The sequence below is a fragment of the Microbacterium halophytorum genome, assembly GCF_002970975.1.
Classification (GTDB): domain Bacteria; phylum Actinomycetota; class Actinomycetes; order Actinomycetales; family Microbacteriaceae; genus Microbacterium; species Microbacterium halophytorum.
In genome coordinates this window covers 137,018-163,970 of record NZ_PNFA01000005.1, presented here as the reverse complement: position 1 = coordinate 163,970, position 26,953 = coordinate 137,018, and the positions used below count along the sequence as shown (strand labels likewise).

The window sequence follows — 26,953 nt, the reverse complement described above, 5'->3', positions numbered from 1 at the left end:
TGCGCTCAGAACGCCCCGCCGTGCGTGTCTTCGTTCAGGGCGTGCAGCAGATCGCGGAGCCGCACGATGTCGGCGACGTCCCATACTTCGAGGCTGTGGCGCATGCCGCGCTCGGACGGGTCGTCCCGGATCGCGTCGAGCTTCGCTCTCGCTTCGACCGTGGCTTCGAGCAATTGGGCGCGCCGATCGTCGGGGTCGGGCGTGCGGGCGATGAGCCCCCGCTGCTCGAGATCCGAGACGATCCGGCTCAACTGGCTCTTGTCGAGCATCAGCTGCTCCACGACTGCGCTGGCCGTGAGGGGTCCCTGGTGCGCGATCGTCGTGAGCACCTTGTAGCCCGCGGGCAGGAGGCCCGGGGAGACGCGTTCGGCCCGCCGGGACATGAGCCGGCGGAAGCCGCTCGCCATGTGCATGAACTCGGCCTCGACGGCCCGGATGGCGTCGTCGCGCGCGTCGACGCCATCCGGTGCCGACGGTGAGTCAGCTGTCGCGGTCATTCTTCTGGTCCGGACGGACGGGCAGGCGCACAGCGCCCGTCGACGCGAGCGCGGTGTCGCGCGCCTCGCTGTAGGCGAGATGCTCGCGCTCGGCCTCGCTCCACGCGTCCTCCGCGTCCTCTGCCGCGTCGTGCGGATCGGCGCCCTGGGCCGACTCCTTCTCGGCGGCGGCCTTCAGCTGCTCCTGCGTGTTCTTGCGGTTCAACTGGGCGTTCGGCAGGAAGCAGATCGCGATGAGGCTGACGATCGCGAGCGGGATTCCGACCATGAAGGCGTGCGAGATCGCCGTCGCCGAGACCTGCTCGATGATCGATGCGATCGCCTCCGGCAGGTCGCGCGTGGGAGGCAGGCCGCCGCCCGTGAGCTTCTCTCCGAGCTCGGTGGCCGCTTCCGGCCCCTTCTCGGCGGCGAACTGGGCGATGGCGCCCTTGATGTCGGCCGCACGATCCTCGAACTGCTGGGTCATGCTCGCGGCGAGCACGGAGCCCATCACCGAGACGCCGACCGTGCCTCCGACCGAGCGGAAGAAGTTCACGCCGGAAGTCGAAGCACCGATCTCGCGCGGGTTCGCCGAGTTCTGCACGACCAGGACGAGGTTCTGCATCGTCATGCCCGTGCCGCAGCCGAGCAGGAACATGTAGACGCCGGCCAGCGCCAGCGGGGTGTCGTAGTGCAGCGTCGAGAGCAGGGCCGTGCCGGCGACCATGAGCACGGCGCCCGTGATCACGTACCGCTTCCAGATGCCGGTGCGCGAGACGACCTGACCGATGATCACCGACGCGCCGAGCATGCCGGCGGCCATCGGGATCGTCATGAGGCCGGCCTCGGTCGGGCCGAAGCCGCGCGAGACCTGCATGTACTGCGCGAGGTAGACCGATGTTCCGAACATCGAGACGCCGATCGAGATCGAGGCGATGACCGCGAGAGTGAAGGTGCGGCTGCGGAACAGGTGCATCGGGATGAGCGGCTCGGCGACCTTCCGCTCGACGAGGACGAAGGCGATCGTCGCGACGACCGCGATCCCGACCATGTACAGCGTCTCCCAGCTGGCCCAGCCGTACGTCTGCACGTTCGAGATCCACACCAGCAGGAAGCCAGCGGCGACCGAGAGCAGCACGATGCCGACGTAATCGATCCGGACCTTGTCGGGCTTCGCCTGGTTGATCTTCAGCGTCTTGACGAGCACGATGAACGCGGCGATGCCGAGGGGAACGCCCACGTAGAAGTTCCAGTGCCAGCTGATCGAATCGGTGAGGAAGCCTCCGAGGATCGGGCCACCGACGGTGCCGATCGCCATCACGCCCGCGAAGAGGCCCATGTACTTGCCGCGCTCGCGGGGGCTCAGGATGTCGGCCATCAGGATCTGGCTGAGGGACTGCAGCCCGCCGCCGCCGATGCCCTGCAGGGCGCGGAACAGGATGAGCATCTCGGCGGTCTGCGAGGCGCCGGCGCCCGCCGACGCGAGCACAAAGATCACGAGCGCCGTCAGCATCAGGACCTTGCGGTTGACGAGGTCCGCGAGCTTGCCCCAGATCGGGGTCGAGATCGCCGTGGTGAGCAGGGTCATCGTGATGACCCACGTGTACTGCGTCTGCGTGCCGCCGAGGTCGTCGACGATCACGGGCATCGACGAGCCGACGACGGTCATCGACAGCATGGAGCAGAACATGGCCAGCAGCAGGCCGGACAGCGCCTCGAGCTTCCGTCGGGTCGCCTTCTTCTCTTCAATCGTGGACAAGCACGTTCCCCTTTTCGGCAGATGAGCGGATGGATGGGGCGGCGGCGCTGACGCCCATAAGTGGTTGCAAGCAGTCAACTATATGCGAGAAGTTGATCGGGCGCAACTATCTGCGGAGGTCCGCCCGCGGCGATCCGCACGCGGGGGGCGGGCAGGGCTGCCGCGGCCGTCCCGACTCGGCGCGTGCCGCGGGGCAGGCGTGCGTTCCGCCGCGCGGCGGGTGGGTGGCCCATCGATGCGGACCGTGCCGAGGCGGACCGTGCGCGCAGGGAGTCGCCTGCGCTGCCCGCGACGGCTGACCCGGCGGCGCCGCGCTTCAGTCGCTCAGGGCGAGCGCGCGATAGGCGTCGCGGGAGGCGGCGCGATGCAGGGCCTCTTCGCGCGGCGTCATGGCGCGGGAGGTCGGCAGGTCGTTGCCGGTGGTGCGCCGGTAGAGCTCGTCGATCAGGGTGGTCGCGAGCTGCACGAGTCGGGCGATCTCGTCGTCGTCGCGGTCGATCCACACGAACTTCGGTTCCTCGTGCAGCGGCTGGAAGTTCCGGTGCTCCTCCCAGCAGAACAGGGTGCGCTCCGCTCCGAGCACGTGCTGCTGCCACCACACCTGGCGCAGGTAGGTGCGCGGCACCGTCTTGAACGGCTTGTTCGTCGTCTTGATCTCGGCGAGCAGCACGCGGCCGCTCGCGTCCTCGCCGACGCCGTCCGGGGTCGCCAGGTGGCGCTTCTCGACCTCGGCGTGGAACAGGGCGCTCGACGGCGCGATCGTGTGGTTGCGCTCGATCCACCCGGCGATCACCGGCTCGCGCCGCCTGCCGTGATCGGTGTAGGCGTTGCCGGTGAAGCTCGATCCGCCGCCCAGCTTCGAGATCGCGGCGCGTCGGATGGACGCCTCGGTCGACAGCTGCGCGACGTCGGTTGCGGTGATGCCCGCGGCCCGCGCCCTCAGCCACCCGGCCCGGTCGCGGGAGTCCGCGACGATCCGGGCTTCGAGTTCGGGTGACACGGCGTCCACTCTACGCCGAGCGGTCCCGCCAGCCCGGCTGACGCTCCGATCGGCGGTGGTGCCGCTCCTCGGCATCCGGGCGCTCTGGGGCGATTCCCAGGGCGGGCCCGCCGGATGGATTTGGCGGCGAGGTCGGGCATGTCGTAGCCTTGACGGAGCCGAAGACCGCTGGTCGTCGCCGCGCGAGCAATCGCGAGACGATCGAAGCTCTGCTCAGCAGGGGCCCGCGCAGGTGTACAGATGAGTTTCCTCCGGGATCCAGCTCCGTGCGCTTGCGCCGGAGCTTTTTTGTTGCCGCGGTCACGGTCGGCGCCCGGCTCCCGCAGGGCGTCTCGTACAGATCTAGGAGTGGCCATGGCGCACAAGGACGCAACGGTTGCCGAGCTTCAGAAGAACTTCGAAGACTCGACCGCCGTCGTGCTTACCGAGTACCGCGGGCTGACGGTTGCCGAGCTCAAGGAGCTCCGCGACAGCATCCGTCAGGACGCGGAATACGCCGTGGTGAAGAACACGCTGACCAAGATCGCCGCGAACAACGCGGGGATCTCGGATCTCGACGCCGACCTCAACGGTCCGTCGGCGATCGCGTTCGTGCACGGCGACCCGGTCGCCGTCGCGAAGGGCCTGCGTGCATTCGCCAAGGCACACCCTCTTCTCGTCATCAAGGGCGGCTACTTCGACGGTGCCGCTCTCTCCGCTGAGGAAGTCAACAAGCTTGCCGACCTGGAGAGCCGTGAGGTTCTGCTGTCGAAGGTCGCCGGCATGATGAAGGCCTCGATGTCGAAGGCTGCCGCCGTCTTCCAGGCGCTGCCCTCGAAGACCGTTCGCACGGTCGAGGCACTGCGCGAGAAGCAGGACACCGCCGCGTAAAGCGGCCGGTAACAAACCCACAAACCCCGGATATACAGGAGATACATCATGGCGAAGCTCAGCACCGAAGAGCTGCTCAGCGCGTTCGAGGAGCTCACGCTCATCGAGCTCAGCGAGTTCGTGAAGGCGTTCGAGGAGAAGTTCGACGTCACCGCTGCGGCTCCGGCCGCTGTTGCCGTTGCCGGCGCGCCCGCCGCGGCCGCCGAGGCCGCCGAGGAGCAGTCGGAGTTCGACGTCATCCTCGAGGGTGCCGGCGACAAGAAGATCCAGGTCATCAAGGTCGTGCGTGAGCTGACCTCGCTCGGCCTGGGCGACGCGAAGGCGCTCGTCGACGGCGCGCCGAAGGCTGTTCTCGAGGGCGCCGCCAAGGAGGCCGCTGAGGCCGCCAAGGCGAAGCTCGAGGAGGCCGGCGCGACGGTGGGCCTCAAGTAAGGCTCGTCCCAGCGACACCTTTTCGAAGCGCCCCGGGGTTCGCCCCGGGGCGCTTCTGCGTGCGAGGAAATCGTGAGGGCGGGCAGACCATAGCCGGCACAGTCGAAAGGTACCGTGTCGCACGGACGCAACGACTCAGCGGCGCCCACGGCCGGCTGGCCCGGCGTGCATTATGTGTTCGAGCGCACTCATCGTCAATAGTGGAAGGCGCGGGCGCAACGGCCGCATCCGCGGAGCCAGGCGTGTACTTCGAACGCGAGAGGATGAGCGCACGAACCGAGCAACGACGTGCGCTGCAACTGCATCCACCAGCGTTTCTCTACGGAAGCTCGACGCCGAGGAAAATCTCGCCGAGAGTCATGCGATCAAGTCGTTCGGAATCATCCGTCGTCCTGATATCGACGAAGTCGTCGGCGCTCGTCCAGAGCTTCTTCGGGATAGCGACGCGTGCGACTCCGTCGCTGCCAGCGGCCATCTGCCCCGAGGCTGTGTGCGGCTGGCCAAAGCGGTGGTTCGTGACCGTGACATCCACTGATGTTCCCGGCGTCGCATTCACCGCAATGGTGAACTCTGAACTCAGCGGGTTCCATTGAGAGCCATCGGCATTCACGGAGAGCGGAACATCGGGTGCGTCGGGTTCGTCAACCTCGTCGTCTGGGGACGGAACCGCGACCGATGACTCCCCCCTGAGCCCGTCGCCCGCCGCCTCGTCTGCGTAGTCGACCGCGAATTCGACCGTCGAGCCGTGCCACTCGGGCCCGGCCGCGAAACGGCGCTCGAGCGCGCCGCGGTCGTCGAGCGCGAAGGCCGGCTCCGTGCCCGTTGCCGCGCGCGATGCGCCAGCGGCGGCACCGCCGGCGATGTCCGCGTCGCTGAGCACCCTGCCGTTCGCCGTGATCACGACGGCCTCGTTCGGGGTTCCGCCGGAGACGGCGAGCGTGACCGCCTCGGCATCCGCGACGGCCTCGGCGGTCAGCTGCGTGTAGTCGGTCTCGGCATCGGAATCCGAGTCCGTCGAGGTGTCGTCGGACGTGTCCGTCGCGGTGTCGTCACCGGTATCGGTGGGATCCGCGCCGGGGTCCGTGTCGGAATCGGCCGTCGGGTCCGTCGAGGGATCCGAGGCGTCGTCCTCGGTGTCGGTCGCGGGGTCGGAGCCGTCGTCGTCCGTCGGGGGCTCGTCGGTAGCGTCGGTGTTCCCGTCGTCCGCCCCCGGGTCCGTGCCGCCGTCGTCGGTCGGAGGGTCGTTCTCGGCGTCCGTGGTGCTGTCGTCCGCCGTGCCGTCGCTCGTGCCGTCACCGGTGCCGTCCGTCGACGTCGCGTCCGTGCCGTCCGTGCCCGGCTCGGTGTCGCCATCGGTCGCGGGGTCGGAGCCGTCCGTCGCGGGCGGCTCCGGGGCGGACGCGGCTTCGGGGGCCGGCTCGTCCGGTGTCGGCTCGTCGTCGGGCTCTTCGTCATCCGGCGCCTTCGTCGCGCCCTTGACCGGCTCGTCATCCGGCGGCGTCGGCTTCACGGGGAGGGGCAGCGGCGCCGGCGGCTCCGCCTCGCCGTCGCGCTCCTCGGATGCCTCGGCGAGCGCGTCGTCGGGCGCGATCTCGGTTCCGGAGGCCGATTGCTCCTGCAGGGCGGACTGTGCGCCGCCGCCGGGGGCGGTCAGGTTGCCGGGGAGCACCGCGGCGGCCGCGACGGCGGCCGCGAGCCCGAGCGAGGCGATGCCCGCCGTGATCATGCCCGCGACGCTCGTGATGCCGCCCGACGAGGACGCGGCCGAACCCGCGCCGCCGGAGGTGCCGGAACCCGCGCCTCCTGATGCGCCGTGGCCCGCGGCGGCCGCGGCCGCGGCCTGCCCCGAGACGTCGGCGGCGCCCTTCGCCGAAGCGCCGGCGATCCCGGCGACGCCGGCGGCGCCCGCGCCGATGATCGCGGCGCCGCTCTCGACGAGCTGCCCGAAGACCTCGGCGCCGTGACCGACGAGGTCGGGGCCGACGGTCTCGCCCGGCACCACGCTGGCGCCGTCCAGCACGGTCTGCGGCATCGCCATCAGCGCGACGGGCTCGGCGCTCTGCTGAAGGGAGGCCAGGTAGCCGCCGGCGCCCGTGACGCCCACCGCGAGGGGCAGCAGCACCATGACGAGGCGGCTGCCGACCTGATCGGCCTCCGACGCCACGATCGCGCAGCGGGGGCACGTGCCGATGTGGGCATCCGCCTTCGCTGCGTCGCGCGGCCCGAGGTTGCCGCGTGTGTGCGATCCGAGGCGCTCGATCGTCCACTGGCAGTCGGAGTCGTCGGGGACCGACGCGATGTGGGCCTGGATCCACGATTCGCGCAGGCCCTCGCGCGCGCGGAACGCGAGCTGCGAGACGGCGGCCGCCTTCATGCCCAGCAGGGGCGCGACCTCGGCCGGCTTCATCGACTCGACCTCGGTGTACCAGAGCACCTCCTGCCACCGGTTCGGCAGCGAGCGGAACGCCGTGACCGTCAGACTGCGATCGAGGGCGGCGTCCACCGCCTCTTCGTTCGACTCCGGATCCTCGAGGTCTTCGATCTCGTCCGTGCCGACGGCCGCGGCGGCACGGCCCCAGTTGGCCGCGATGTTCCGGATGGCGGTGAAGAGATAGGCGCGGAACGAACCGGTCGGGCCCCCGCCCCGGCGGATCGCCTGGAAGACCTTGGTGTACGCCTCCTGGACCAGGTCATCCGGGTCGAAGCTGCCCGAGATGCAGCTCGCGGCGACGATGCCCGAGCGGTAGTGCCGCTGCCAGAGCTCGCCGAATGCGTCGGAATCGCCGGAGCGCGAACGCAGGACGAGATCGGCGTCCGCCGCCGCCTCGCTCGTCGATTCATACGCACGCATCCACCCATTCTGCGATGGAACGGGTGCCGCGCGCCAGGCGGACTGAGGAATCCTACAGATATATGGGTTCTGCGCCGCGATCGGCTCGTTCTTCCGCGCGACGCGTGCGGACGGGCGCGTCCGGAATGCCGTCGCGAGACACCGCCCGGGCGGCTCCGAGGCGGTCGCACAGCCGGGCCGAGAAAAAATCTCGAACTCGCGTAATGGAACGACGACACCGCCGTCTCATGTGTGAGGGGACATGCGTTCGGTCGCCGAAGGCTGGGGGGCCGCGTTTCCGCAACGGAGACCGAACGCAGGAGCAGTCAGGGGTTGAGGCACACCGGGGGAGGGGCCTCAACCCCTGGCACCTCCAACGCTCAGCACGGCCGATCGCCGCGTTGTCCGTCGTCGCTGGCCGTCGGGCCCGCTCCTCCTTCCGCCTTGCGCTCGACCGCGCCGAGCGCCGGGGCCCAGATGTGCGTCGGCGCTCATCACCGGCCGTGCTGGCGGGCGGGGCGGTTCGCAGGCGCGCTCCGCTAGACTTCTCGTGTCGCGACTGGCGCCGGAGGTGGGTCACCACCGGGGAGCGACTGAGACGGCAGTCGGCCGCGCGCCTGGGCCGATGCGAACACCTCTTACACCTTCCTGGGAGCTCGCATGACCGATCCACTTTTCAACGCCCCCCTCACCGAAGTCGACCCCGAGATCGCGCAGGTCCTGCAGCGCGAGCTCGACCGGCAGCGCGGATTCCTCGAGATGATCGCATCCGAGAACTTCGTGCCGCTCTCCGTCCTGCAGTCGCAGGGCTCCGTGCTCACCAACAAGTACGCCGAGGGCTACCCCGGTCGCCGCTACTACGGCGGCTGCGAGGAAGTCGACGTCGCCGAGGAGCTCGCGATCGAGCGCGCCAAGGCGCTGTTCGGCGCTGAGTACGCCAACGTCCAACCGCACTCGGGCGCCTCCGCCAACGCGGCCGTGCTGCACGCGATCGCCCACCCCGGCGACACCATCCTGGGCCTGTCGCTCGACCACGGCGGGCACCTCACGCACGGCATGAAGATCAACTTCTCCGGCCGTCTCTACGACATCGTCCCGTACGAGGTCGACCCCGACTCGTCACGCGTCGACATGGACGAGGTCCGCCGGCTGGCGCTCGAGCACAAGCCGAAGGTCATCATCGCCGGCTGGTCGGCCTACCCTCGCGAGCTCGACTTCGCGAGGTTCCGCGAGATCGCCGACGAGGTCGGTGCGTACCTCTGGGTCGACATGGCGCACTTCGCGGGCCTCGTCGCCGCCGGGCTGCACGCGAGCCCCGTGCCGCACGCGCACGTCGTCTCCTCGACGGTGCACAAGACGATCGGCGGCCCCCGTTCGGGCTTCATCCTGTCGAACGACGCCGACGTCGCGAAGAAGATCAACTCCGCCGTCTTCCCCGGCCAGCAGGGCGGCCCGCTGATGCACGTCATCGCCGCCAAGGCGACCGCCTTCAAGCTCGCAGCGACGCCCGAGTTCAAGGAGCGCCAGGAGCGCACCGTCCGCGGCGCCGCGATCCTCGCGGAGCGGCTCAACCAACAGGACGTCGTCGACGCCGGCATCACGCTGCGCTCGGGCGGCACCGACGTGCACCTCGTGCTCGTCGACCTGCGCGACGCCGCGATCGACGGCAAGGCCGCCGAGGACCTGCTGCACGAGATCCGGATCACGGTGAACCGCAACTCGGTGCCGAACGACCCGCGCCCGCCGATGGTGACCTCGGGCCTGCGCATCGGCACCCCGGCGCTCGCCACGCGCGGCTTCGGCGACGCGGAGTTCACCGAGGTCGCCGACATCATCGCGCTCGCGCTGCTGCCGAACCCCGACATCGAGGCGCTGCGCGCCCGCGTCGCGACACTCGCCGACGCGTTCCCGCTGTACCCGGGGCTCGAGGCCGCCGGAACCGGCTACGCAGGCGTCTGAGCACCTTCCGCCCGTGCGGGAGAGCGGCGGTCGCTCGCAGCCTCGGTCATCTCCGGGGCCGCGGGCGGCCGCCCCGCCGCACTCGCGCATCGGGCGCCGCCGTACCCATTCGACTCGGCCGCGCGAGCGGCCCGCTGAACCCAAGGAGCAACGATGACCGCACAGATCCTCGACGGGAAGGCCGCTTCGGCCGAGATCAAGGCCGAGCTGGCCGAGCGCATTGCGGCGCTGAAGGAGCAGGGCATCACGCCGGGCATCGCGACCGTCCTGGTCGGTGCCGACCCGGCCTCGCAGCTGTACGTGGGCATGAAGCACCGCCAGTCCGAGGCCATCGGCATGAACTCGATCCAGCGGGAGCTGCCGGCCGACGCGACGCAGGAGCAGGTCGAGGCGCTGATCGACGAGCTCAACGCCGACCCGACGTGCCACGGCTACATCGTGCAGCTGCCGCTGCCGAAGCACCTCGACACCGACGCGGTCCTCGAGCGCATCGACCCCGCCAAGGACGCCGACGGCCTGCACCCGACGAACCTCGGCCGCCTCGTGCTGAACGTGAACTCACCGATCGACACCCCGCTGCCCTGCACGCCGCGCGGCGTGATCGAGCTGCTGCTGCGCAACGACTACGACCTCAGGGGCAAGCACGTCGTCGTCGTCGGCCGCGGCGTCACGATCGGCCGCTCGATCGGGCTGCTGCTGACGCGCCGCGAGATCAACGCGACCGTCACGCAGGTGCACACGGGCACGGTCGACATGGGGCAGTACCTGCGCCAGGCCGACGTGATCGTCGCCTCGGCGGGCGTGAAGCACCTGATCAGGGCCGAGGACGTCAAGCCGGGTGCCGCGATCCTCGACGTGGGCGTCACGCGCGAGACCGACCCCGAGACCGGCAAGAACAGGGTCTACGGCGACGTGCATCCGGATGCCGCAGAGGTCGCCGGCTTCGTCTCGCCGAACCCCGGCGGCGTCGGCCCCATGACGGTGGCGCTGCTGATGACGAACGTGGTCGAGGCGGCGGAACGCGCTGCGGCGTAGCGCGCGACGGCGCCCGCGCCACGGTGCGGGCGCCGCGCCGTGGCGCGGGCGCTCCGGGTGCTCCAGGCGCGGCAATCGTCGCCGGGTGGTCGTTCGCAGGCTGACGCCGGAGCGATCTCGCGGGCGGTGGGGTCGGCGCGGAGTCGGCACCGTCGGCTTCGGGGGCCGCGCATCCGGGTGCCGCGCCCCGCGTGCCCGCGTCACGGGCGTAGCGTGGTCGTATGGGTTCCGTCTCACTGGGCATCGCAGGGGCGCTCGGCGCCGACACCGCGGCCGCGCTCGCGCCGCGGCTCGAGGAGGCGGGCTTCCGCTCGCTCTGGATCAACGAGACGCCGGGCACGAACGCGCTCGAGGTCGCGGCCGCGGCGGCGCGCGAGTCCGACACGCTGCGGGTCGCGACCGGCGTGATCGCGGTCGACCGGCGCCCCGCCTCCGAGATCCTCGACGACATCGCGCGGCTCGGCCTGCCGGAGGAGCGCCTGACCGTGGGCATCGGCTCGGGCCAGACTCGCCGCGGCGCCCTCGCGCTGGTAGGCGGCGCGCTCGCCGAGCTCCGCGCCAGCACGACGGCGACGCTCGCGCTCGGCGCCCTCGGCCCGAAGATGCGGGCGCTCGCGGCCGAGCGCGCCGACGCCGCCGTGCTGAGCTGGCTGACGCCAGGCGCCGCGGCGGGGCAGGCGCGCGAACTGCACGACGCGAACCCCGGCGCGACCTCGGTTCTCTACGCGCGCGCGAACGCGCATCCGGATGCCCGAGCCCGGCTCGAGCAGGAAGCCGATCGGTACGCGACGTTCCCCGCGTACGAGCGCCACTTCGCGCGCCTCGGCTTCGGCGCGCGCGACACCGTGCTGCCCGCACCCGGCGCGGACGACATCGCGCCGCGCCTGGCCGAGTACACGATGGCGGTCGACGAACTCGTGCTCCGCGCCATCACCCCGACGGACGCCCTCGACGAATACCTCGCCTTCCTGCCGCTGGCCCGCGGGTAGCGCACCGCGCGGCGATGCTCGGACGCCATCCGTGATTCGGTTGCGCCGTTGTCGCTGTTCGCGGCGCGAAACATCGACATAGGCGCAATCGAAGTGCGCCTACGTCGCGTGGTGGCGTTCCAACGCGCGGCGGATGCGCGCGACGCCCAGGCCGGAGTCGCGGAAGACGTGCTGCGAGGTGAACCGCAGGGCGTCCCACCGGATCTCGGCAAGGCGCGCGAAGCGATTGATGTCGTGTTCGAACCGGCGTTGCTCCTGGTGGCCCTCTCCCTCATAGTCGAGCGAGATCCGCAGCTGCGGATAGGCGAGGTCGGCGCAGGCGACGAAACGTCCGTCGCCGTCGAAGATGTCGACGTCGAGCTCGGGTTCCGGCAGGCCGGCGTCGATGATCGTCAGGCGCAACCACGTCTCCGGTCGGGACGAGGATCCGGTCCGTGCTCGATCCAGTGCCCGTCGCAGCCGTTCCGCGCCGTGCCACCGGTTGGCCGACAGGATCGCGGCCAGGGCAGCCTGGTCGGTCAGCGGGTCCAGGCGCGGGAGATCGTGGAAGCCGCCGGGTGAGCGAGGGATCCGGATGATGTGGTCGGTCGCGGTGACGAGATTGTACTCGTCGAGATGGGTCGCAAGCGTCGCCCAGGTCGTCGGCACGTCGGCGACGCGCAGGCCGTGGTACCTGTGCATACTGCCGACCCGGAGCTGACGCCCTCTGATGCCGGGCCTGCGCGGCGCTGAACGGGGTGCGAGCACGCCGACGTGGAGTTCCCGATGCAGACCGAAGGGCAGCGGAGCAGCGCCGATGAGCGCGGCCGTCGGTCCGATGAAGAACGCGTGCTCCGGCATGATCTGCGCGTATGCGCGCACACGGGCCATCGCGTCGGCGCGCTCGCTCACGCTCGGGGACGGCGAACCAACAGAAGCGGGGGAACTGCGTGACCTCGCGCCGCGGAACGGCACCGTCACATCACCCCGTCCGAGTCGGTCGCGCCCCACGCCCGCGCGCCGCCGCGCTCACGGAGAAGTGCTCGGCCAACGACGATGGCAAGGGACGCGGGTTTCGCATCCCCCGATGTTGCCGCGTTCCTATCGCCGCCGCTGGTTCTCTCCACAGGGTGCGACGCGCGATCGCCGTTCATTTGCGTCGTCGTCGAGGTATGACGTCCTTTTCATCGACAACGCCACAATCGGAACGCGCCTGTGAACGGAAGGGCGCGCCCCTCCGCCCCGTCGTGGCGGACTCCGGCCCTACGTGCGGGCGTGGCGGTCGAGGAACTCGAACACCGTCGAGTCGTCGACGCCGGGGAAGGTCCCGCGGGGGAGCGGGGTGAAGATGTGCGTGTGCACCCTGGCGCTCGGCCAGGCCCTGCCGCGCCACCGGTCGGACAGCTCGCTGGGAGCCCTGCGGCAGCAGGATTCGTCGGGGCACGTCGACACGCGCCGGTTCTGCGTCTCGCGCCCGCGCCAGAAGCGCGCATCGTCGAACGGCACGCCCGCCGTGATCGAGAACGCGCCGTCGTCGCGCGTCCCCGTCTGGGTCGAGCACCAGTACGTGCCGGCGGGCGTGTCGGTGTACTGGTAGTGCTCGGTCGTGCGGTTCTGCCGGTCGAACGCGTCGCGCGCCGAGAAGTTCTTGCACACGACCTGGCCCTCGACGCTGCCCGTGACGTCTTCCGACAGCGGCAGGTCGTCGTTCTCGTACACGCGCTCGATCTGCCCCGCCGCGCCGACGCGCAGGAAGTGCAGGCGCATGCCGAGGTGCTCGGTCATCAGGTTCGTCATCCGCATGGCGGCCGACTCGTGGGTCACGCCGAACGCATCGCGGAAGTCCTCGACCGCGAGGTTGCGCTCCTTCTTCGCCTCGCTCAGGAAGGCGACGGCCTTGGTCTCGGGGATGAGGCAGCACGCGGCGTAGTAGTTGATCTCGAGACGCTGCTGCAGGAAGTCGGCGTAGTCGGTCGGCGGGGTGTGGCCGAGCAGGCGGTGCGCCATCGCCTGCAGCGCCATGGAGCGCAGGCCGTGGCCCCCGGGGATCGAAGCGGGTGGGAGGTAGATCCTGCCGTTCTCGAGGTCGGTGATCGACCGTGTCGCCTCCGGCAGGTCGTTCACGTAGAACAGCTGGAAGCCGAGCTGCTGCGCCATGATGCTGACGGTGCGGTGCGTCAGCGCGCCCGTTGAGTGACCGGCCGCCGCCAACTGCTTCTCGGCGAGCTTCTCGATCTCGGGCAGGTAGTTGTTCTTCGCGCGCATCTTGAGGCGCAGCTCGGTGTTGGCGCGGCGCGCCTCTTCGGGGGTTGCGATCGCCTCCGCCTCGCGCCGCTGCAGCTCGCGGTGCAGGCCGAGCATCGACTCGATCGTCTCGTCGCTCATCGACTTCGTGACCTTCACGGTCGGCACGCCCAGCCGCCGGAACACGGGGCTCGACTGCGCCCGCTCGAGCTCGATCTCGAGCGCCGCCCTGCGGTTCGGCGGTTCGCCGGAGATGAGGTCGTTCACGGTCGTGCCCGTCGCCTCGGCGATCGACTGCAGCAGCGAGAGCTTCGGTTCGCGCTTCCCGTTCTCGATCAGGCTCAGCTGGCTCCCCGCGACGCCGACGCGCGCGCCGAGGTCGTCGAGGGTGAATCCGCCCGCGAGGCGGTGGTGCCGGATGCGGTGGCCGAGCGTCTTGAGCTCGAGGCCGGAACGCGAATCGGTCGTGGGAGTCATTCCTTGACCCTATCTAAAGATCGGTGATTCTTGCCACTGGAATCGGTCATAAGTACCGGCCGTTGGGGGCGAGAGTGGAGATATCAACCCGTTCGTACCGATTGGAGCACCATGACGATGACCGAAACCAGGCCAGCGCACCTCACCGATCACGCGCCGGCCTATGGCGGATCCGGTATGGACGAGCTCGTCGCATGGGTGAACGAGATCGCCGAGCTGACGCGACCCGACCGGATCCATTGGGTCTCGGGCTCGAAGGCCGAGCATGATGCGCTCCTGGCGGGCATGGTCGAGCAGGGCACGCTCATCCGGCTCGACGACGCCAAGCGCCCCAACTCGTTCCTGGCGCGGTCGGACGCGGGCGACGTCGCCCGCCTCGAGAGCCGCACCTTCATCTGCTCCGAGCGCCGCGAAGACGCCGGCCCGACCAACAACTGGAAGGCGCCCGCCGAGATGCGGGCCGCGCTGGAGCCGCTGTTCGCCGGTTCGATGCGCGGCCGCACGATGTACGTCGTGCCCTTCTCGATGGGCAAGGTCGGCGGCCCGATCTCGCAGATCGGCGTGCAGGTCACCGACAGCCCGTACGCCGTCGCGTCGATCGAGCTCATGACGCGCGTCGGCGACGAGGTCGTCGAGCTCATCGCCGAGGGTGCGCAGTGGGTCAGGACGGTGCACTCGGTCGGCCGCCCCCTCGCCGACGGCGAGGATGACGTCGCCTGGCCCTCGAACGATGAGAAGTACATCTCGCACTTCCCCGACACCCTCGAGGTCTGGTCGTTCGGCTCTGGCTACGGCGGCAATGCGATCCTCGCCAAGAAGTGCTTCGCGCTGCGCATCGCCTCCGTCCTCGGTCGCGACCAGGGCTGGATGGCCGAGCACATGCTGCTCATCCGTGTCATCGACCCCGCCGGCCATGCGTTCCACGTCGCCGCTGCGTTCCCCTCGGCCTGCGGCAAGACGAACCTCGCGATGCTGCGCCCGACGCTTCCCGGCTGGAAGGTCGAGACGCTCGGGGACGACATCGTGTGGATCCGGCCCGGCGACGACGGGCGGCTCTATGCCATCAACCCCGAGGCCGGCTTCTTCGGCGTCGCGCCAGGCACGGGCGAGTCGACGAACGTCACGGCCGTCGAGACGCTCTGGGGCAACGTGATCTTCACGAACGTCGCCCTCACCGACGACGGCGACGTGTGGTGGGAGGGCCTGACCGACGAGGCGCCCGAGCATCTCATCGACTGGCGGGGCGACGACTGGACCCCGGATGCCGGCCGCCCGGCCGCGCACCCGAACTCGCGCTTCACTGTGGCAGCCTCGCAGGCGCCGTCGATCTCGCCCGATTGGGAGGAGGCGGTGCCGCTCGATGCGATCCTCTTCGGCGGCCGACGCGCCACGAACGTCCCGCTCGTCGTCGAGGCGCGCGACTGGGAGCACGGCGTGTTCCTGGGCGCCACGATCTCGTCGGAGCGCACGGCGGCGGCCGAAGGCACCGTCGGCGAGCTGCGCCGCGACCCGTTCGCCATGATGCCGTTCTGCGGCTACAACATGGCCGACTACTTCGGTCACTGGGTCGAGATGGGGGCGAAGGCCGACAGGCTGCCCCGCATCTTCCAGGTGAACTGGTTCCGCAAGGGCGACGACGGCCGCTTCCTGTGGCCGGGGTTCGGCGAGAACTCGCGCGTCATCGCGTGGATCGCCGACCGCCTGCGCGGCGATGCCGGTGTGGTCGACTCGCCCATCGGCGGGCTGCCCGAGCCGGGCGCGCTCGACCTGACCGGCATCGAGATCCCGGATGACGACATCCGGGAGCTCTTCGACATCGACCCCGCCGGTTGGTTGGCGGAGGCCGAGCTGACCGAGGAGTTCTTCGACACCTTCGGCGACCGCGTGCCGGCCGCGCTGCGCGAGCAGCTCGCGGCGCTGCGGCGCCGTCTCGAGACCGCGGGGTCCTGACCGCACGCAGGATCCCGCCAGCTCCACCCGGACCGCACGCCGGCGTGGGCACCCAGCGGCCCGTTCCCCCTTGGTTTTCCGATCTTCCGGGGGAACGGGCCGCTTCATCGTTCGGGAGGGCCGCCGGGGTTCTGTTCCGAAGCGGTCGCTAGAGTGCGGCGGCCGCCGCCTCCGCGACCGTCTGGTCCTGGTCTCCGCCTCCGCCGGACACGCCGACGGCGCCGACGACCTCGCCGTTCCTCGTCAGCGGCACGCCGCCCGCGAAGATGGCGACGCCGCGACCGTGCGCGTTCGTGGTGTGGATGCCGAAGAACTGCTGCGTCGGCTGCGCGTTGTCGCCGAGGTCCTTCGTCTGGATGTCGAAGGCGCGCGACGTCCACGCCTTCGAGATCGAGATCTCGACGCTGCCGATCCACGCGCCGTCCTGGCGCACGTGGGCGACGAGGTTGCCGCCCGCGTCGACGACGGCGATGTTCATCGGCTGGCCGATCTCGTCTGCTCTGGCCTCGCCCGCCGCGATCACGCGACGGGCATCTTCGAGGTTCACGCTCATGATGTCTTCTCCTTCACGCCTTGATGTATCCATTGGGGTCGAGCACGTACTTGTTGGCCGCGCCCTGGTCGAACTCGGCGTAACCGCGGGGTGCGTCCTCGAGCGGGATCGGGGTCGCATTCACCGCCTTGGCGATCTGCACCTTGTCGTGCAGGATCGCCTGCATCAGCCGCACGTTGTACTGCATCACGGGGCACTGGCCGGTGGCGAACGACAGCGACTTCGCCCAGCCCAGGCCGAGGCGGATCGACAGGGAACCGGTCTTGGCGGCCTCGTCGACGCCGCCGGGGTCGCCCGTGACGTACAGGCCGGGGATGCCGAGGGCGCCGCCGGCGGCCGTCACGTCCATGAGCGAGTTCAGGACGGTCGCCGGCGCCTCGTGCGACGCGTCGGCGCCGTGCCCGCGGGCTTCGAAGCCGACGGCATCGACGCCGCACTCGACCTCGGGCACGCCGAGGATGTGCTCGATCTGGTCGCGCGGGTCGCCCTTGGACACGTCGACGGGCTCGCAGCCGAGCTCGCGCACGCGCGCCAGGCGATCCGGGTTCAGGTCGCCGACGAGCACGGCCGCCGCGCCCAGCAACTGCGCGCCGACGGCCGCGGCGATGCCGACGGGGCCCGCGCCCGCGATGTACACCGTCGAGCCCGGGCGCACACCCGCCGTGTACGCACCGTGGAAGCCCGTGGGGAAGATGTCCGACAGCATCGTCAGGTCGAGGATCTTCTCGAGGGCCTGGTCGCGGTCGGGGAACTTCAGGAGGTTCCAGTCGGCGTACGGAACCAGCACGTACTCCGCCTGGCCGCCGACCCAGCCGCCCATGTCGACGTATCCGTACGCCGAGCCGGGGCGGTCGGGGTTGACGTTGAGGCAGATGCCGGTCTTCCCTTCCTTGCAGTTGCGGCATCGGCCGCACGCGATGTTGAAGGGCACCGAGACGATGTCGCCCGGTTCGATGAACTCGACGTCCGGGCCCACTTCGACCACCTCGCCCGTGATCTCGTGGCCGAGCACGAGCCCGGCCGGCGCCGTGGTGCGGCCGCGGACCATGTGCTGGTCCGATCCGCAGATGTTGGTCGCGACGGTGCGCAGGATCGCCCCGTGGGGCACCTTCCGCCCGACGTTGGCCGGGTTGACGCCCGGCCCGTCCTTCAGCTCGAACTCGGGGTAGTCGGTGTCGATGACCTCGACCTCGCCCGGCCCCTTGTATGCGACAGCCTTGTTTCCAGCCATGGGGTGCGCCTTCCGATCTGCGGCGTCCTCGCCGCGTCGACGTGCGTGCCGCAGAGCCCGGATGCCCCGCCGGGCGTGATGCTCCGGGCGTTCCGGCACGGTTGCAGTCTTCTCCTTCGGCATACGGCGGACAAGACCCGAACGGGTAGGCGCCGACTACCCGTTCGTGCACAGCGGGTGCCCAGCTCGGTCCGCGAAACTGTACCGGCTGGACGGTCTATTTGAGAGGGATTCCGGATGACGAAGCTGCGCAAGTACGTGAGCCTCGCGGTGCTGACGGGAGCGGTGCTGCTGATCGCCGTCGACGCCACCGTGATGCACCTCGCCGTGCCGTCGCTCACCCGCGACCTCGGCGCCACGGCGACGGAAGTGCTGTGGATCGGCGACGTCTACTCGTTCGCGATCGCGGGCCTGCTGATCACCATGGGGAACGTCGCCGACAGGATCGGGCGGAAGCGGCTGCTCCTGATCGGTTCCGCGGCGTTCGGCATCGCCTCCGTCGCCGCGGCGCTCGCGCCCACCCCGGAGGCCCTGATCGCCGCGCGGCTCGCCCTGGGCGCCGCCGGCGCGACGCTGATGCCGTCGACGCTGTCGCTCATCCGGAACATCTTCACCGACCCCGCCGAGCGCACGCGCGCGATCGCGATCTGGTCGGCGGCCGCCGCGAGCGGCATCGCGCTCGGACCCGTCGTCGGCGGCGCGCTGCTCGAGCACTTCTGGTGGGGGAGCGTCTTCCTGATCAACGTGCCCGTGATCGTGCTGATCCTGGCGGTCGGCTGGCCCGTGCTGCCGGAGTCGCGCAACCCCGAGAGGCACCCGATCGACCTCCTCTCGAGCGCGCTGTCGATGCTCGCGATCGTGCCCTTCGTGTACGCGATCAAGCACGCCGCATCCGGCGGCTTCGACCTGGCCCTGGTCGCGTCCGCCCTGCTGGCGGTCGTGGGCGCCTGGCTGTTCATCCGGCGTCAGCGCCGCGCCGACGAACCGATGATCGACGTATCGCTGTTCGCCAACGGGGCGTTCAGCGGCGCGGTCGCCGTGAACTTCATCTCGGTATTCGCGATGAGCGGCGTGCTGTTCTTCTTCTCGCAGTACCTGCAGTTGGCGCGCGGGCTCGGCACGCTCGAAGCGGGGCTCGCGCAGCTGCCGGCCGCACTCGCCTCGCTCGTGGCGGTGGCGTTCGTCGGCGTGCTCCTCGCCCGCCTCGGCCGCGGGCGCGCCATCGCGCTCGCGCTCGCGGTGGGGGCGGCCGGCCTCGTCACGGTCGCGCTCGTCGAGGGGGCGGAGCAGCTGGTGTGGGTGCTGCTGGCGCTCGTGCCGCTCGGGCTGGGCATCGGCGTCTCCGAGACGTTGAGCGTCGATGCCGTCGTCTCCGCCGTTCCGAAGGAGAAGGCGGGGGCGGCCTCGTCGATCTCCGAGACGGCGTACGAGTTCGGCACGGCCATGGGGATCGCCGTGCTGGGCTCCGTCACGACGGTGATCTACCGGATCGGGCTCCCCGTCGATGCCCCGGACGCGGTCCGCGAGTCGCTGGCGACCGCGTCCGCCTCGCTGGGGGACGGGCCCGCGCTCGAGGCCGCGCGCGAGGCCTTCGTGACGGCGATCCAGGCGACGACCCTCATCGGCGCCGCCGTGATGCTCGTGGGCGCCTTCGTGGCGTTGCGCCTGATCCCGTCCGGGAAAGGTTCGGAAGGCGCGGTGACGGATGCCGGCGCCTCGGGCGGTGCTGAGGCGAGCGTGCCCGGGGCCGGGGCGCCGATCGGCGGCCCCACATCGGCGCACGCGTCGCACGGGGCGACGGCGGCTGCAGGTGCCGAGGGGGGCGCCCCCTCGGCCGCTGCGGACGCGCCGGTCGGGGAAGCGCCGGGTGCCCGTACGGGTAGCGTGGGCTGACATGGGCAGAACGGCGGGCCGCGGGGCGGACGAGACGCGCCGCGTCATCCTCGACGCGGCGACGTCGCTCGTCGCGCGCCGCGGCCACGAGGTGCCGCTCGCGGACGTCGCCGAGGCCGCCGGGGTCTCCAAAGGCGGCCTGCTCTACCACTTCCCGACGAAGGACGACCTCTTCGCGGCCGGTGCGACCCGCCTGTTCGAGCGGTTCCGGGCCTCGGTGTTCGCCGAGGCATCGCGAGAGCCCGCGGGCGAGCCCGGTCGCCTGGCTCGCGCGTACATCCGGGTCAGCTTCGCCGATGCGGTCGGGGACGACACGCGCGAGATGATCGCCGTGGCGGCTCAGCTGATGAACGTCGCGGCGGTGCGGGAGCTCAGCGAGGCCGACGGGCGCCGCTGGCGGGACGATCTGATGGGCGACGGCCTCGCGCCCGCCACGGTGCGCCTCGTCGTCGCGGCCACCGACGGCGTCTCGGCAGCCCCGTTGTGGGGCGCCGTCTTGGCGGAGGCCGACGCCGAGGCGCTCGAGCGCGACCTCCTCGAGGCGACCCGTCGCCCCTGACGCTCCGAGCCGCGGCGCCTCCGGGCCCGTGACCCCCTCCGCCGACGCGCGCCGCCATCCGGGCACGAAATCATCGCCGAGGTCGCAGACTATGCACTTTCAGAGCGCTGTTCGGTGCGGATTCTGAGACCCCGGCAGAGTACTCGGCTGCTATGGGGCGGTGGGCACCACGGGTGCCCACCCGGTCGCGCCCGCGACGAGTCCATCGGGGGTGCCGGACGACGGCTGCACGCCCTCGACGTCGCGATCGGAGAGCGTGATCACGGGGTCCATGGCGAGCGGCACCGAGACGAGCTGGTCGACGATCGTCTTCTCGATCTCGACGCGGGTGTCGCGGGCGTCGTAAGCGTCCGTCGTTCGCTCGAGCTCGTCGATCAGCGCATCACGCTTTCCGCTCGTCGCGCCGCTGATGTTCAGGGGCGAGTCGCTTCCCCACTGCGCGCGGAGGTCGCGGGGCTCGATCGGAACGGGGAGCCGCACGAGGGCCGCGTCGAACGCTCCGCCGTTCTCGACGACGCCCAGCGGATCGTCGCTGCCGCAGTCCGTCGCGCTCCATCCGGACTCACCGACGAGGTCGCGCAGCGCCTCGAAGGCGCGCCCGGCGAACGGCACGCCGGTGTCGTAGAGCACGCAGACGCGCGCTCCCCTCGGGACCTCCGCCGCCCGGCGCGCGTCGTCCGCGTTGCCGTCGACGCTGAGCGCCTCGGCGCGCCCCGCGTCCTCCACGGCGATGTCGTACCCGTCGGTACCGGGCGGGAACACCATCGACGACGTCGGCGCGTAGTCGGTGCTCCACGGCCCCGCCGCCTCCGCGACGACCTCGCCCGCAGGAACGGCCGCGAGGAAGGCGCGCCGCGCATCCGGGTCTGCGAGCATGCTCCGCGAGGGGGAGCCGTCGACGCGGGCGACGAGCGCCCACATCTGGCCGCGGTTCGACACGGCCCTGCCGTAGTCGTCGCGCTCGAGCTCCTGCACGGCGTCGAAATCGGCGGCATCCGGCCGCACCTGCATGACGTCGAACTCCGTCCCGAGCTGCGTCGTCGGGTCGAGATCGGACGCCTGCTGCAGCACGATGCGCTCGTAGGCGGGGAACGGCTCCCCCGCATACTCCCCGTTGGCGACGAGCTGAACGCGCTGGTCGCCGGCTCCGGCGGCGCCCGTGACCTCCTCGATCCGGAAGGGCCCGCTCGACAGCGACAGCTCCGCCGCCGGCGAGGAGCCGTCTCCGACGGCGAAGCCCTCGTTCCACGCCAGGGCGATGCGGGTGAGCGCGTCGGCATCGCGCTGTGTGATCGCGTCGATCACGGCCTTCTTCGCGACCATCGGGTCGTCGAGGCCGAGCGCGATGCGGCCCACGACGTGTGCGGGCACGGCGACGTCGATCGCCGTCTGCCAGTCGACGACGGGAGCGTCGAACTCGACCTCGACCCAGCGCCCGAACTCGTCGAACGTCGGCGTGGTCGTGCTCTGGCGCAGGCCGTTCGCCGCGGAGGCGAAGCCGGGGCCGCCCTCGCCCGCGAGAGCACCGGATCCGGCGGCCCACGCGAGCAGCAGGTCGGCGGCGTCGAGGGCGATCCCGTCCGACCAGACGGGTTCCGCGAGGTCGTAGCGCACCGTCAGCCCGTCCCCGGAATCATCGGAGATCGTCGCCTCGCCGAACGCGGGGTCGGTCGTCACCTCGCCCTGGCGCTCGCGGGCGAACTGCGCGCGGGTGAGCTGGGCGACGTCGAGATCTCCTCCCGTGACGCCCGTCGACAGGGCCGCGTTCAGCGTCGTGAGGCCCCCGTGCGACCAGGCGACCGTCGCCGACGAATCGGGCACGACGGAGGCGGGGAGCGGCGCTCCGCCGCACGCCGTGAGGGTCAGCGCGAGCACCGCGGCGGCGATCGACCAGGCGCGCCGCTTCACTCGACCTCCTCGGCGCGGCGAGCGGCGTCCAGTCGCGCCTGCCGACGGGCGCGACGTGCGGCCCTGGCCTCTTCGGGGCTCATCTCGGGCGTCGGCTCGAGGGCGACCCGCTCGGCCGGTTCGGCGATCGTCACGCCCGCGACCGCTTCGGCATCCGGTGCCGCCTGCTCCGCCGCGGCGCGGGCGCGCGCTCGCGCTTCCCGGCGCGCGCGGCGGGCTGCGCGTTCGTCCGCCTCCGTCGCGTTCGTCGGCGCGTCCGGCTGCGGGTCCGGCGCGCGCTCCGGAAGCGTGAAGGGTTCGCCGGTGGGCTCCGGCCTGTCGTTGTGGGCGACCGGCATCTGCATCAGCACCGCACGACCGGCCTGCACGAACATCCCGCGCCCGACGGGGAAGTCGGCGCGCTTGATGCGCCCGAACGGCACCTTGAACAGGCTGTCCCCGTCGTAGCCGTCGGGCTTGAGGGCGATGCCCTGGCGGGCGGACTTCCACAGGCCCATGACGCCGGAGCCGCCGCCGGCGCGCGCGACGTCGGCATCGCCGATGAGCATGTGGTCGCTGTCGGCGACGGCCTTGATGAGGGCCCGCATCGGGCGGTCCGTGTCGCCGTCGGCCAGGTGGGGGACGTCCTCGCACACGATGAGGATCCGGAACGGGATCGATTCATCGGTCACGAGCTCGGTCAGCTCCACGGCGAGGGCCTTCTCGTCTTCGGCCTTGGTCGCACTGCGGACCCACGGGCGGAAGTCGGCGAGCTCGCTGCGGCGCGTGCCGAAGTGGAAGAGCTTCACCTCGGGGTCGAAGCGCTCCATCGCGATGATGAGGCTCTTCATCGCGTTGGTCTTGCCGGAGGCCGGCGGCCCGGTGACGATGAACGGCCCCACCGGGTCGAATCCGCGGGGTTCGAGAGTGTCGTCGGCGACGCCGAAGACCGGGCGGCCGTCGACGGTCGCAGGCATCTCGCGGCAGTCGACCTTCGTGGGGAGTGCGCCGATGGCCGGCGCCTCGACGGCGCCGCGTGCGCGCAGCTCGTCGCCGAGCTCCTTCGCGCGCTTCGACTGCTCGGCGGTGTTGGTCGTGCCGCCGAGCACGCCGAGCTGCACGTCCGTCTTGTCGATGACCGCCCGCCCCGGAGGGGACTGATCGCCGAGGCTGTCCTTCGGCGCACCGAGCATCAGGTACTGGTTCGCGTCGGACAGCCGCAGGATGATGCGGCGCGAGATGTTCGACGCGACGGCTGTCGGAACGGCGCCGCTGCGGTCGGCCGTGATGACGGCGTGCACGCCGAGGGGCCGGCCCTCGCCGAGGATCCGCAGGAACGCCCGGTAGAAGCCCGCTCGGGCCGTGAGCGTCTCCCAGTCCTTCTTGAACTCCGCGAAGTTGTCGATCAGCAGGAACACGCGCGGCATCGAAGGATCGACGCGTTGGCGGTACTCCGAGAGGGTCGACGCGTGGGCCGCCGCGAAGGCCTCGGAGCGGCGGTCGAGCTCGCGGCTCAGCGTCAGCAGCAGGCGCTGGATGCGCTCGGTGTCGTCGCTGTCGATGACCGACCCGACGTGCGGCAGCGATTCGAGGACGCCCAGCGCCCCCGACGCGAAGTCGAGCGCATAGACGCGCGCGGGGCCGCTCTCGGGCTCCATCCCCGCCGCGGTGGCGATCGACTTGAGGATCGTCGACTTCCCCGACCCGGACGTGCCGAAGACGAGCAGGGACCCGTCTCGGTCGGGCTCGAAGAACGTGGGGGTCTGCTCCTGCCGCTCGGGCAGGTCGGCGAGACCGAGCGCGATGCGGCTGTCGCCGCCCGCGGTGATCTCCTCGAGATCGATGACGGGCGCCAGGTCGTCGAGCCACGGGCGCCGCGGCGCGGGGAGGTGCGCCCGCTCTGCCGCGGCGATGATCGTGCCGACGATCCGCTTCTGGTCGTTGGGCCCGAGGTCCTCGTCGTGCGCCTCGCTCTCGGCGGGGCGCTCCGGCTGCCACGGGGTGATCGACCCGAAGCGCAGCTCGGCCGCCGTGACGTCGGCCGTCGTGACCTCGTCGGTGCGCGTCCACCCGCCAGCGAACGCCGACTGGAACGGCGTGAGCCGGCCGGGTCCGGTCTTGGCGATGGCGCGCCCCGGCAGCGAGGGCGGGAACGACGCGGCGATCTCGTCGTCGACGACATCCTTCGAATCCGATTCGTCCGCCATCCGGAGCGCCACGCGCAGGTTGGTGTTGGCGCGCAGGTTGTCCTTGATGACGCCGGCGGGGCGCTGCGTCGCCATGATCAGGTGGATGCCGAGCGAGCGGCCGCGCTGCGCGATGTCGACGACGCCGTCGACGAACTCCGGAACCTCGCCCGCGAGCGCCGCGAACTCGTCGATCACCAGCACGAGCGCCGGCGGCGTCTCCGGGTCCTGCCGCTTCTCGAGCTCGAGGAGGTCCTTGGCCTTCTTCCGGTTGAAGAGGTGCTCGCGGTAGTGCAGCTCGGCGCGGAGGCTCGTGAGGGCACGGCGGACGAGGTGCGGGCTGAGGTCGGTGACGAGGCCCACGCAGTGGGGCAGGTCGACGCAGTCCGCGAACGCGGAGCCGCCCTTGTAATCGACGAACAGGAATGTCACGCGATCGGGGCTGTGCGCGCTCGCCATGCCCAGCACCCACGCCTGTAGGAACTCCGACTTGCCCGCGCCCGTCGTGCCGCCGACGAGGGCGTGCGGGCCCTGCGACCTCAGGTCCAGCGTCATGGCATCGCTCGCGCCCTGGCCGACGACGGCGCGGAGGTTTCCCGCTTTCTTCAGACGAGGGCGCGGCTCGCCGGAGCGGTCGATCACCGAGTTGTTCCGGTGCCAGCGCTCGATGATCGACGCCGGCTCCTCGGCGACCTCCGCGCCGACGAGCGCGAGCAGGCTGACGGAGCCGGGGATGTCCGACTCGTCGTGGACGACGGTCGACGCGTCGACGACGGGCGCGAGGCGCTTGGCGAACATGTGCATGTACGCGTTCGACACGCCCTCGACCTGGGCCTCGTACGTCTGGCCGGTGCGGACGATGCCGACGGTCGCGCGCTCGAGGCCCGCGGTGACGTCGACGAAGCTGCGGCACGTCGCGGGGAGCGACTCGACGGTGGGGGAGACGAAGACGGCGTGCACGCCGACCTCGGCGCCGAGCTCGAGCACCTGGGTGAGGCGGGCCCGGTCGACGGGCGCATCGTTCGTGACGACCACAACGACCGACAGCCGCTTGCGCGCGTCGTGCTCCCCGGCAGCGCGCTCCACGTCGGTGCCGTACAGCATCGGGTTCCACAGCTCGTCGAAGGGACCGCGATTGGACGGATCCTTCACGAGGCGCATCACGTACTCCTCGAGCGAGCTGAGGAGCGCGTTCGCCGTCGGTGCGGAGTCCGCGAGCGCCAGATCCTTGAACGGGCTCATCTCGCTCGACGTGTGCGGGAGCCACTTCATCCACTCGAGCTCGGGCACCCACGCGGAATCGGAGAAGGCGACCGTCACGACCTCGTTCGGCGCGTGCAGGCCGAACGCCTGCACGGCGATCCCGCGCATCGCGTCCGCCGCCGTGCTCATCGGGCCCGCCACGCCGATCGATCCCGCCGCGGCGAACGTCTCCACGACGGGGACGTCGTGCACGTCGGCGTAGCGCTCGCGCAGGCGGTCGATGCGGTCGATGTACTGGGGGAGTCCGTCCTGCTCCTCCTGCTCGCGGATCGAATTGCGCGAAGGCGCCGTCGAGGTGCCGAGCCGGACGGCGAGGAAGTTCCAGTGCTCGGGTCGCCGCGTCCACAGAAGCGGCCCGAGGCGCATCGCGTGCTCGAAGACCTCCGCGACGGGAGGCACTTCCTCGCGGCGGGCCTGCTCCTCACGGGGCTTCTCGAGGTAGAAGGTCTCCTCGAGCTTCTCGAACTGCCTTTCGAAGAGCATCTGCTCGTGGCCGTACTTGTTGTTCTGCTGTTTGCGCTGGTTGATGTAGTTCGCGAACGCCATCAGCGGCGTCATCACGATCAGGAGCAGGGCCCGCGGGCGCTCGGTCATCAGATAGATCGCGAATGCCGTGATGATGGGCGCGACCAGGAGGGCCCACGGGAACAGTTTCGACAGCGTCTCGCCGGGGATGCGCGGCGGCGGGTGCTGCTCGCCGGGGTACCGCACCTCGACGCGAGGGCTGCGGTTGAACAGCAGGCCGCCGCCCCGCTCGAGCACCGGGTCGTGAGCGAAGGCGTCGAAATCGGCGGAGAACTGGAGGACGAGCGTGGAGCCGCCGATGACGAAGGGGCGGCCGGGTTCGAGCCGCACGCGCTGAACCTGCTCGCCGTCGACCGAGATCCCGTTCGCCGAATTCAGGTCGACGAGTTCGACGAACGTTGACACCTCCAGCCGCGCATGCCGCTTCGAGACCATGCCGTCCGGCAGCACGATATCGTTGTCCGCCGCGCGCCCGATGAAGGAGTGGCCGCGCGGCACAGCGAAGTCCTGCCCGGCGAGGGGGCCGTCCACCGCGCGGAGCATCGCGACCGTCGCGCGCCCCTCGAACAGCGCCGTGCCGACGGGTCCCAGGTTGTGGACCGAGGCCGCGAAACCCGACCCGATCGGGGCTTCGCTGATCGGAATGTCCGGCTGCAGGGGCTCCATGCGCTCGGCGGTGGGAGGAGCGACCGCCAGCGTCACGACGTCGCCGTCCTCCGCCCTGATCGTGCGCGCCGGATCCGACTCCGCGATGTGCCGTGCGACATCACCGACCGTCGCCGTGGAGTCGGCCGTGACGACGACGTCGACGGGGTCGGCGGCGTCGCGATGCAGGGTGAGTTTGACCTTCACTGTT

The 26,953-nt window shown here is 70.9% G+C and carries 18 protein-coding genes and 1 riboswitch; of the genes, 8 read left to right on the top strand and 10 right to left on the bottom strand.

Annotated elements, in window-relative coordinates:
* Positions 1 to 5: 5 nt before the first annotated feature.
* From C0010_RS06290 to C0010_RS06280, 3 genes are all read right to left on the bottom strand, one after another.
* On the bottom strand, positions 6 to 497 hold the full coding sequence (locus C0010_RS06290) for a MarR family winged helix-turn-helix transcriptional regulator (RefSeq protein ID WP_105566219.1): 492 nt from the start codon (positions 495 to 497) through the stop codon (positions 6 to 8).
* Positions 481 to 2,235: an MDR family MFS transporter gene (locus C0010_RS06285; protein WP_232531766.1), complete on the bottom strand. Its 1,755-nt coding sequence runs from the start codon at positions 2,233 to 2,235 to the stop codon at positions 481 to 483. The genes C0010_RS06290 and C0010_RS06285 overlap by 17 nt, the downstream gene beginning before the upstream one ends.
* A gap of 316 nt (positions 2,236 to 2,551) precedes the next feature.
* Positions 2,552 to 3,235 (bottom strand): YqaJ viral recombinase family protein, encoded by a 684-nt coding sequence (locus tag C0010_RS06280; protein WP_105566389.1) that lies wholly within the window; start codon positions 3,233 to 3,235, stop codon positions 2,552 to 2,554.
* Between the two features lie 354 nt (positions 3,236 to 3,589).
* On the opposite strand from C0010_RS06280, the gene rplJ reads away from it, so the two are divergent.
* Complete coding sequence (gene rplJ / locus C0010_RS06275) at positions 3,590 to 4,105, top strand: 50S ribosomal protein L10 (protein ID WP_105566218.1); 516 nt, start codon at positions 3,590 to 3,592, stop codon at positions 4,103 to 4,105.
* Between the two features lie 48 nt (positions 4,106 to 4,153).
* Positions 4,154 to 4,537: a 50S ribosomal protein L7/L12 gene (rplL, locus tag C0010_RS06270; protein ID WP_105566217.1), complete on the top strand. Its 384-nt coding sequence runs from the start codon at positions 4,154 to 4,156 to the stop codon at positions 4,535 to 4,537.
* Between the two features lie 319 nt (positions 4,538 to 4,856).
* Here the strand turns inward: rplL and C0010_RS06265 are convergent, their stop codons facing one another.
* Positions 4,857 to 7,388: a sigma-70 family RNA polymerase sigma factor gene (locus tag C0010_RS06265; RefSeq protein ID WP_105566216.1), complete on the bottom strand. Its 2,532-nt coding sequence runs from the start codon at positions 7,386 to 7,388 to the stop codon at positions 4,857 to 4,859.
* Positions 7,389 to 7,912: 524 nt separating this feature from the next.
* Positions 7,913 to 7,997, top strand: a riboswitch (ZMP/ZTP riboswitch).
* Between the two features lie 30 nt (positions 7,998 to 8,027).
* Here C0010_RS06265 and glyA point away from each other — a divergent pair.
* The 3 genes from glyA to C0010_RS06250 all read left to right on the top strand — a co-directional run bounded on the left by glyA (position 8,028) and on the right by C0010_RS06250 (position 11,350).
* Positions 8,028 to 9,326 carry a serine hydroxymethyltransferase gene (gene glyA / locus C0010_RS06260; RefSeq protein ID WP_105566215.1) on the top strand — a complete coding sequence of 433 codons (1,299 nt, stop codon included), beginning with the start codon at positions 8,028 to 8,030 and terminating at the stop codon, positions 9,324 to 9,326.
* Positions 9,327 to 9,479: 153 nt separating this feature from the next.
* A complete protein-coding gene (locus C0010_RS06255; protein WP_105566214.1) occupies positions 9,480 to 10,361 on the top strand; it encodes a bifunctional methylenetetrahydrofolate dehydrogenase/methenyltetrahydrofolate cyclohydrolase in 882 nt (293 codons plus the stop codon).
* A gap of 221 nt (positions 10,362 to 10,582) precedes the next feature.
* On the top strand, positions 10,583 to 11,350 hold the full coding sequence (locus tag C0010_RS06250) for an LLM class flavin-dependent oxidoreductase (RefSeq protein ID WP_105566213.1): 768 nt from the start codon (positions 10,583 to 10,585) through the stop codon (positions 11,348 to 11,350).
* Between the two features lie 99 nt (positions 11,351 to 11,449).
* Here the strand turns inward: C0010_RS06250 and C0010_RS06245 are convergent, their stop codons facing one another.
* Both C0010_RS06245 and C0010_RS06240 read right to left on the bottom strand, forming a co-directional pair.
* Positions 11,450 to 12,241: a hypothetical protein gene (locus C0010_RS06245; RefSeq protein ID WP_105566212.1), complete on the bottom strand. Its 792-nt coding sequence runs from the start codon at positions 12,239 to 12,241 to the stop codon at positions 11,450 to 11,452.
* A 351-nt stretch (positions 12,242 to 12,592) separates the two neighbouring features.
* Positions 12,593 to 14,050 (bottom strand): XRE family transcriptional regulator, encoded by a 1,458-nt coding sequence (locus tag C0010_RS06240; protein WP_105566211.1) that lies wholly within the window; start codon positions 14,048 to 14,050, stop codon positions 12,593 to 12,595.
* A 111-nt stretch (positions 14,051 to 14,161) separates the two neighbouring features.
* On the opposite strand from C0010_RS06240, the gene C0010_RS06235 reads away from it, so the two are divergent.
* Positions 14,162 to 16,000: a phosphoenolpyruvate carboxykinase (GTP) gene (locus C0010_RS06235; protein ID WP_105566210.1), complete on the top strand. Its 1,839-nt coding sequence runs from the start codon at positions 14,162 to 14,164 to the stop codon at positions 15,998 to 16,000.
* Positions 16,001 to 16,148: 148 nt separating this feature from the next.
* Here C0010_RS06235 and C0010_RS06230 read toward each other — a convergent pair whose 3' ends face one another.
* Positions 16,149 to 16,553, bottom strand: coding sequence for a GlcG/HbpS family heme-binding protein (locus tag C0010_RS06230; protein WP_105566209.1), 405 nt, complete (start codon positions 16,551 to 16,553; stop codon positions 16,149 to 16,151).
* A 13-nt stretch (positions 16,554 to 16,566) separates the two neighbouring features.
* Positions 16,567 to 17,784, bottom strand: coding sequence for a formaldehyde dehydrogenase, glutathione-independent (gene fdhA, locus C0010_RS06225; protein ID WP_105566208.1), 1,218 nt, complete (start codon positions 17,782 to 17,784; stop codon positions 16,567 to 16,569).
* A gap of 237 nt (positions 17,785 to 18,021) precedes the next feature.
* On the opposite strand from fdhA, the gene C0010_RS06220 reads away from it, so the two are divergent.
* Together C0010_RS06220 and C0010_RS06215 are read left to right on the top strand one after the other, a co-directional pair.
* Positions 18,022 to 19,677 carry an MFS transporter gene (locus C0010_RS06220; protein ID WP_105566207.1) on the top strand — a complete coding sequence of 552 codons (1,656 nt, stop codon included), beginning with the start codon at positions 18,022 to 18,024 and terminating at the stop codon, positions 19,675 to 19,677.
* Between the two features lies 1 nt (position 19,678).
* Positions 19,679 to 20,236, top strand: coding sequence for a TetR/AcrR family transcriptional regulator (locus C0010_RS06215; RefSeq protein ID WP_105566206.1), 558 nt, complete (start codon positions 19,679 to 19,681; stop codon positions 20,234 to 20,236).
* Positions 20,237 to 20,386: 150 nt separating this feature from the next.
* On the opposite strand, the gene C0010_RS06210 is transcribed toward C0010_RS06215, so the two are convergent.
* A complete protein-coding gene (locus tag C0010_RS06210) occupies positions 20,387 to 22,144 on the bottom strand; it encodes an ABC transporter substrate-binding protein (protein WP_105566205.1) in 1,758 nt (585 codons plus the stop codon).
* Positions 22,141 to 26,949 carry an FtsK/SpoIIIE domain-containing protein gene (locus C0010_RS06205; RefSeq protein ID WP_105566204.1) on the bottom strand — a complete coding sequence of 1,603 codons (4,809 nt, stop codon included), beginning with the start codon at positions 26,947 to 26,949 and terminating at the stop codon, positions 22,141 to 22,143. The genes C0010_RS06210 and C0010_RS06205 overlap by 4 nt, the downstream gene beginning before the upstream one ends.
* Positions 26,950 to 26,953: the final 4 nt, after the last annotated feature.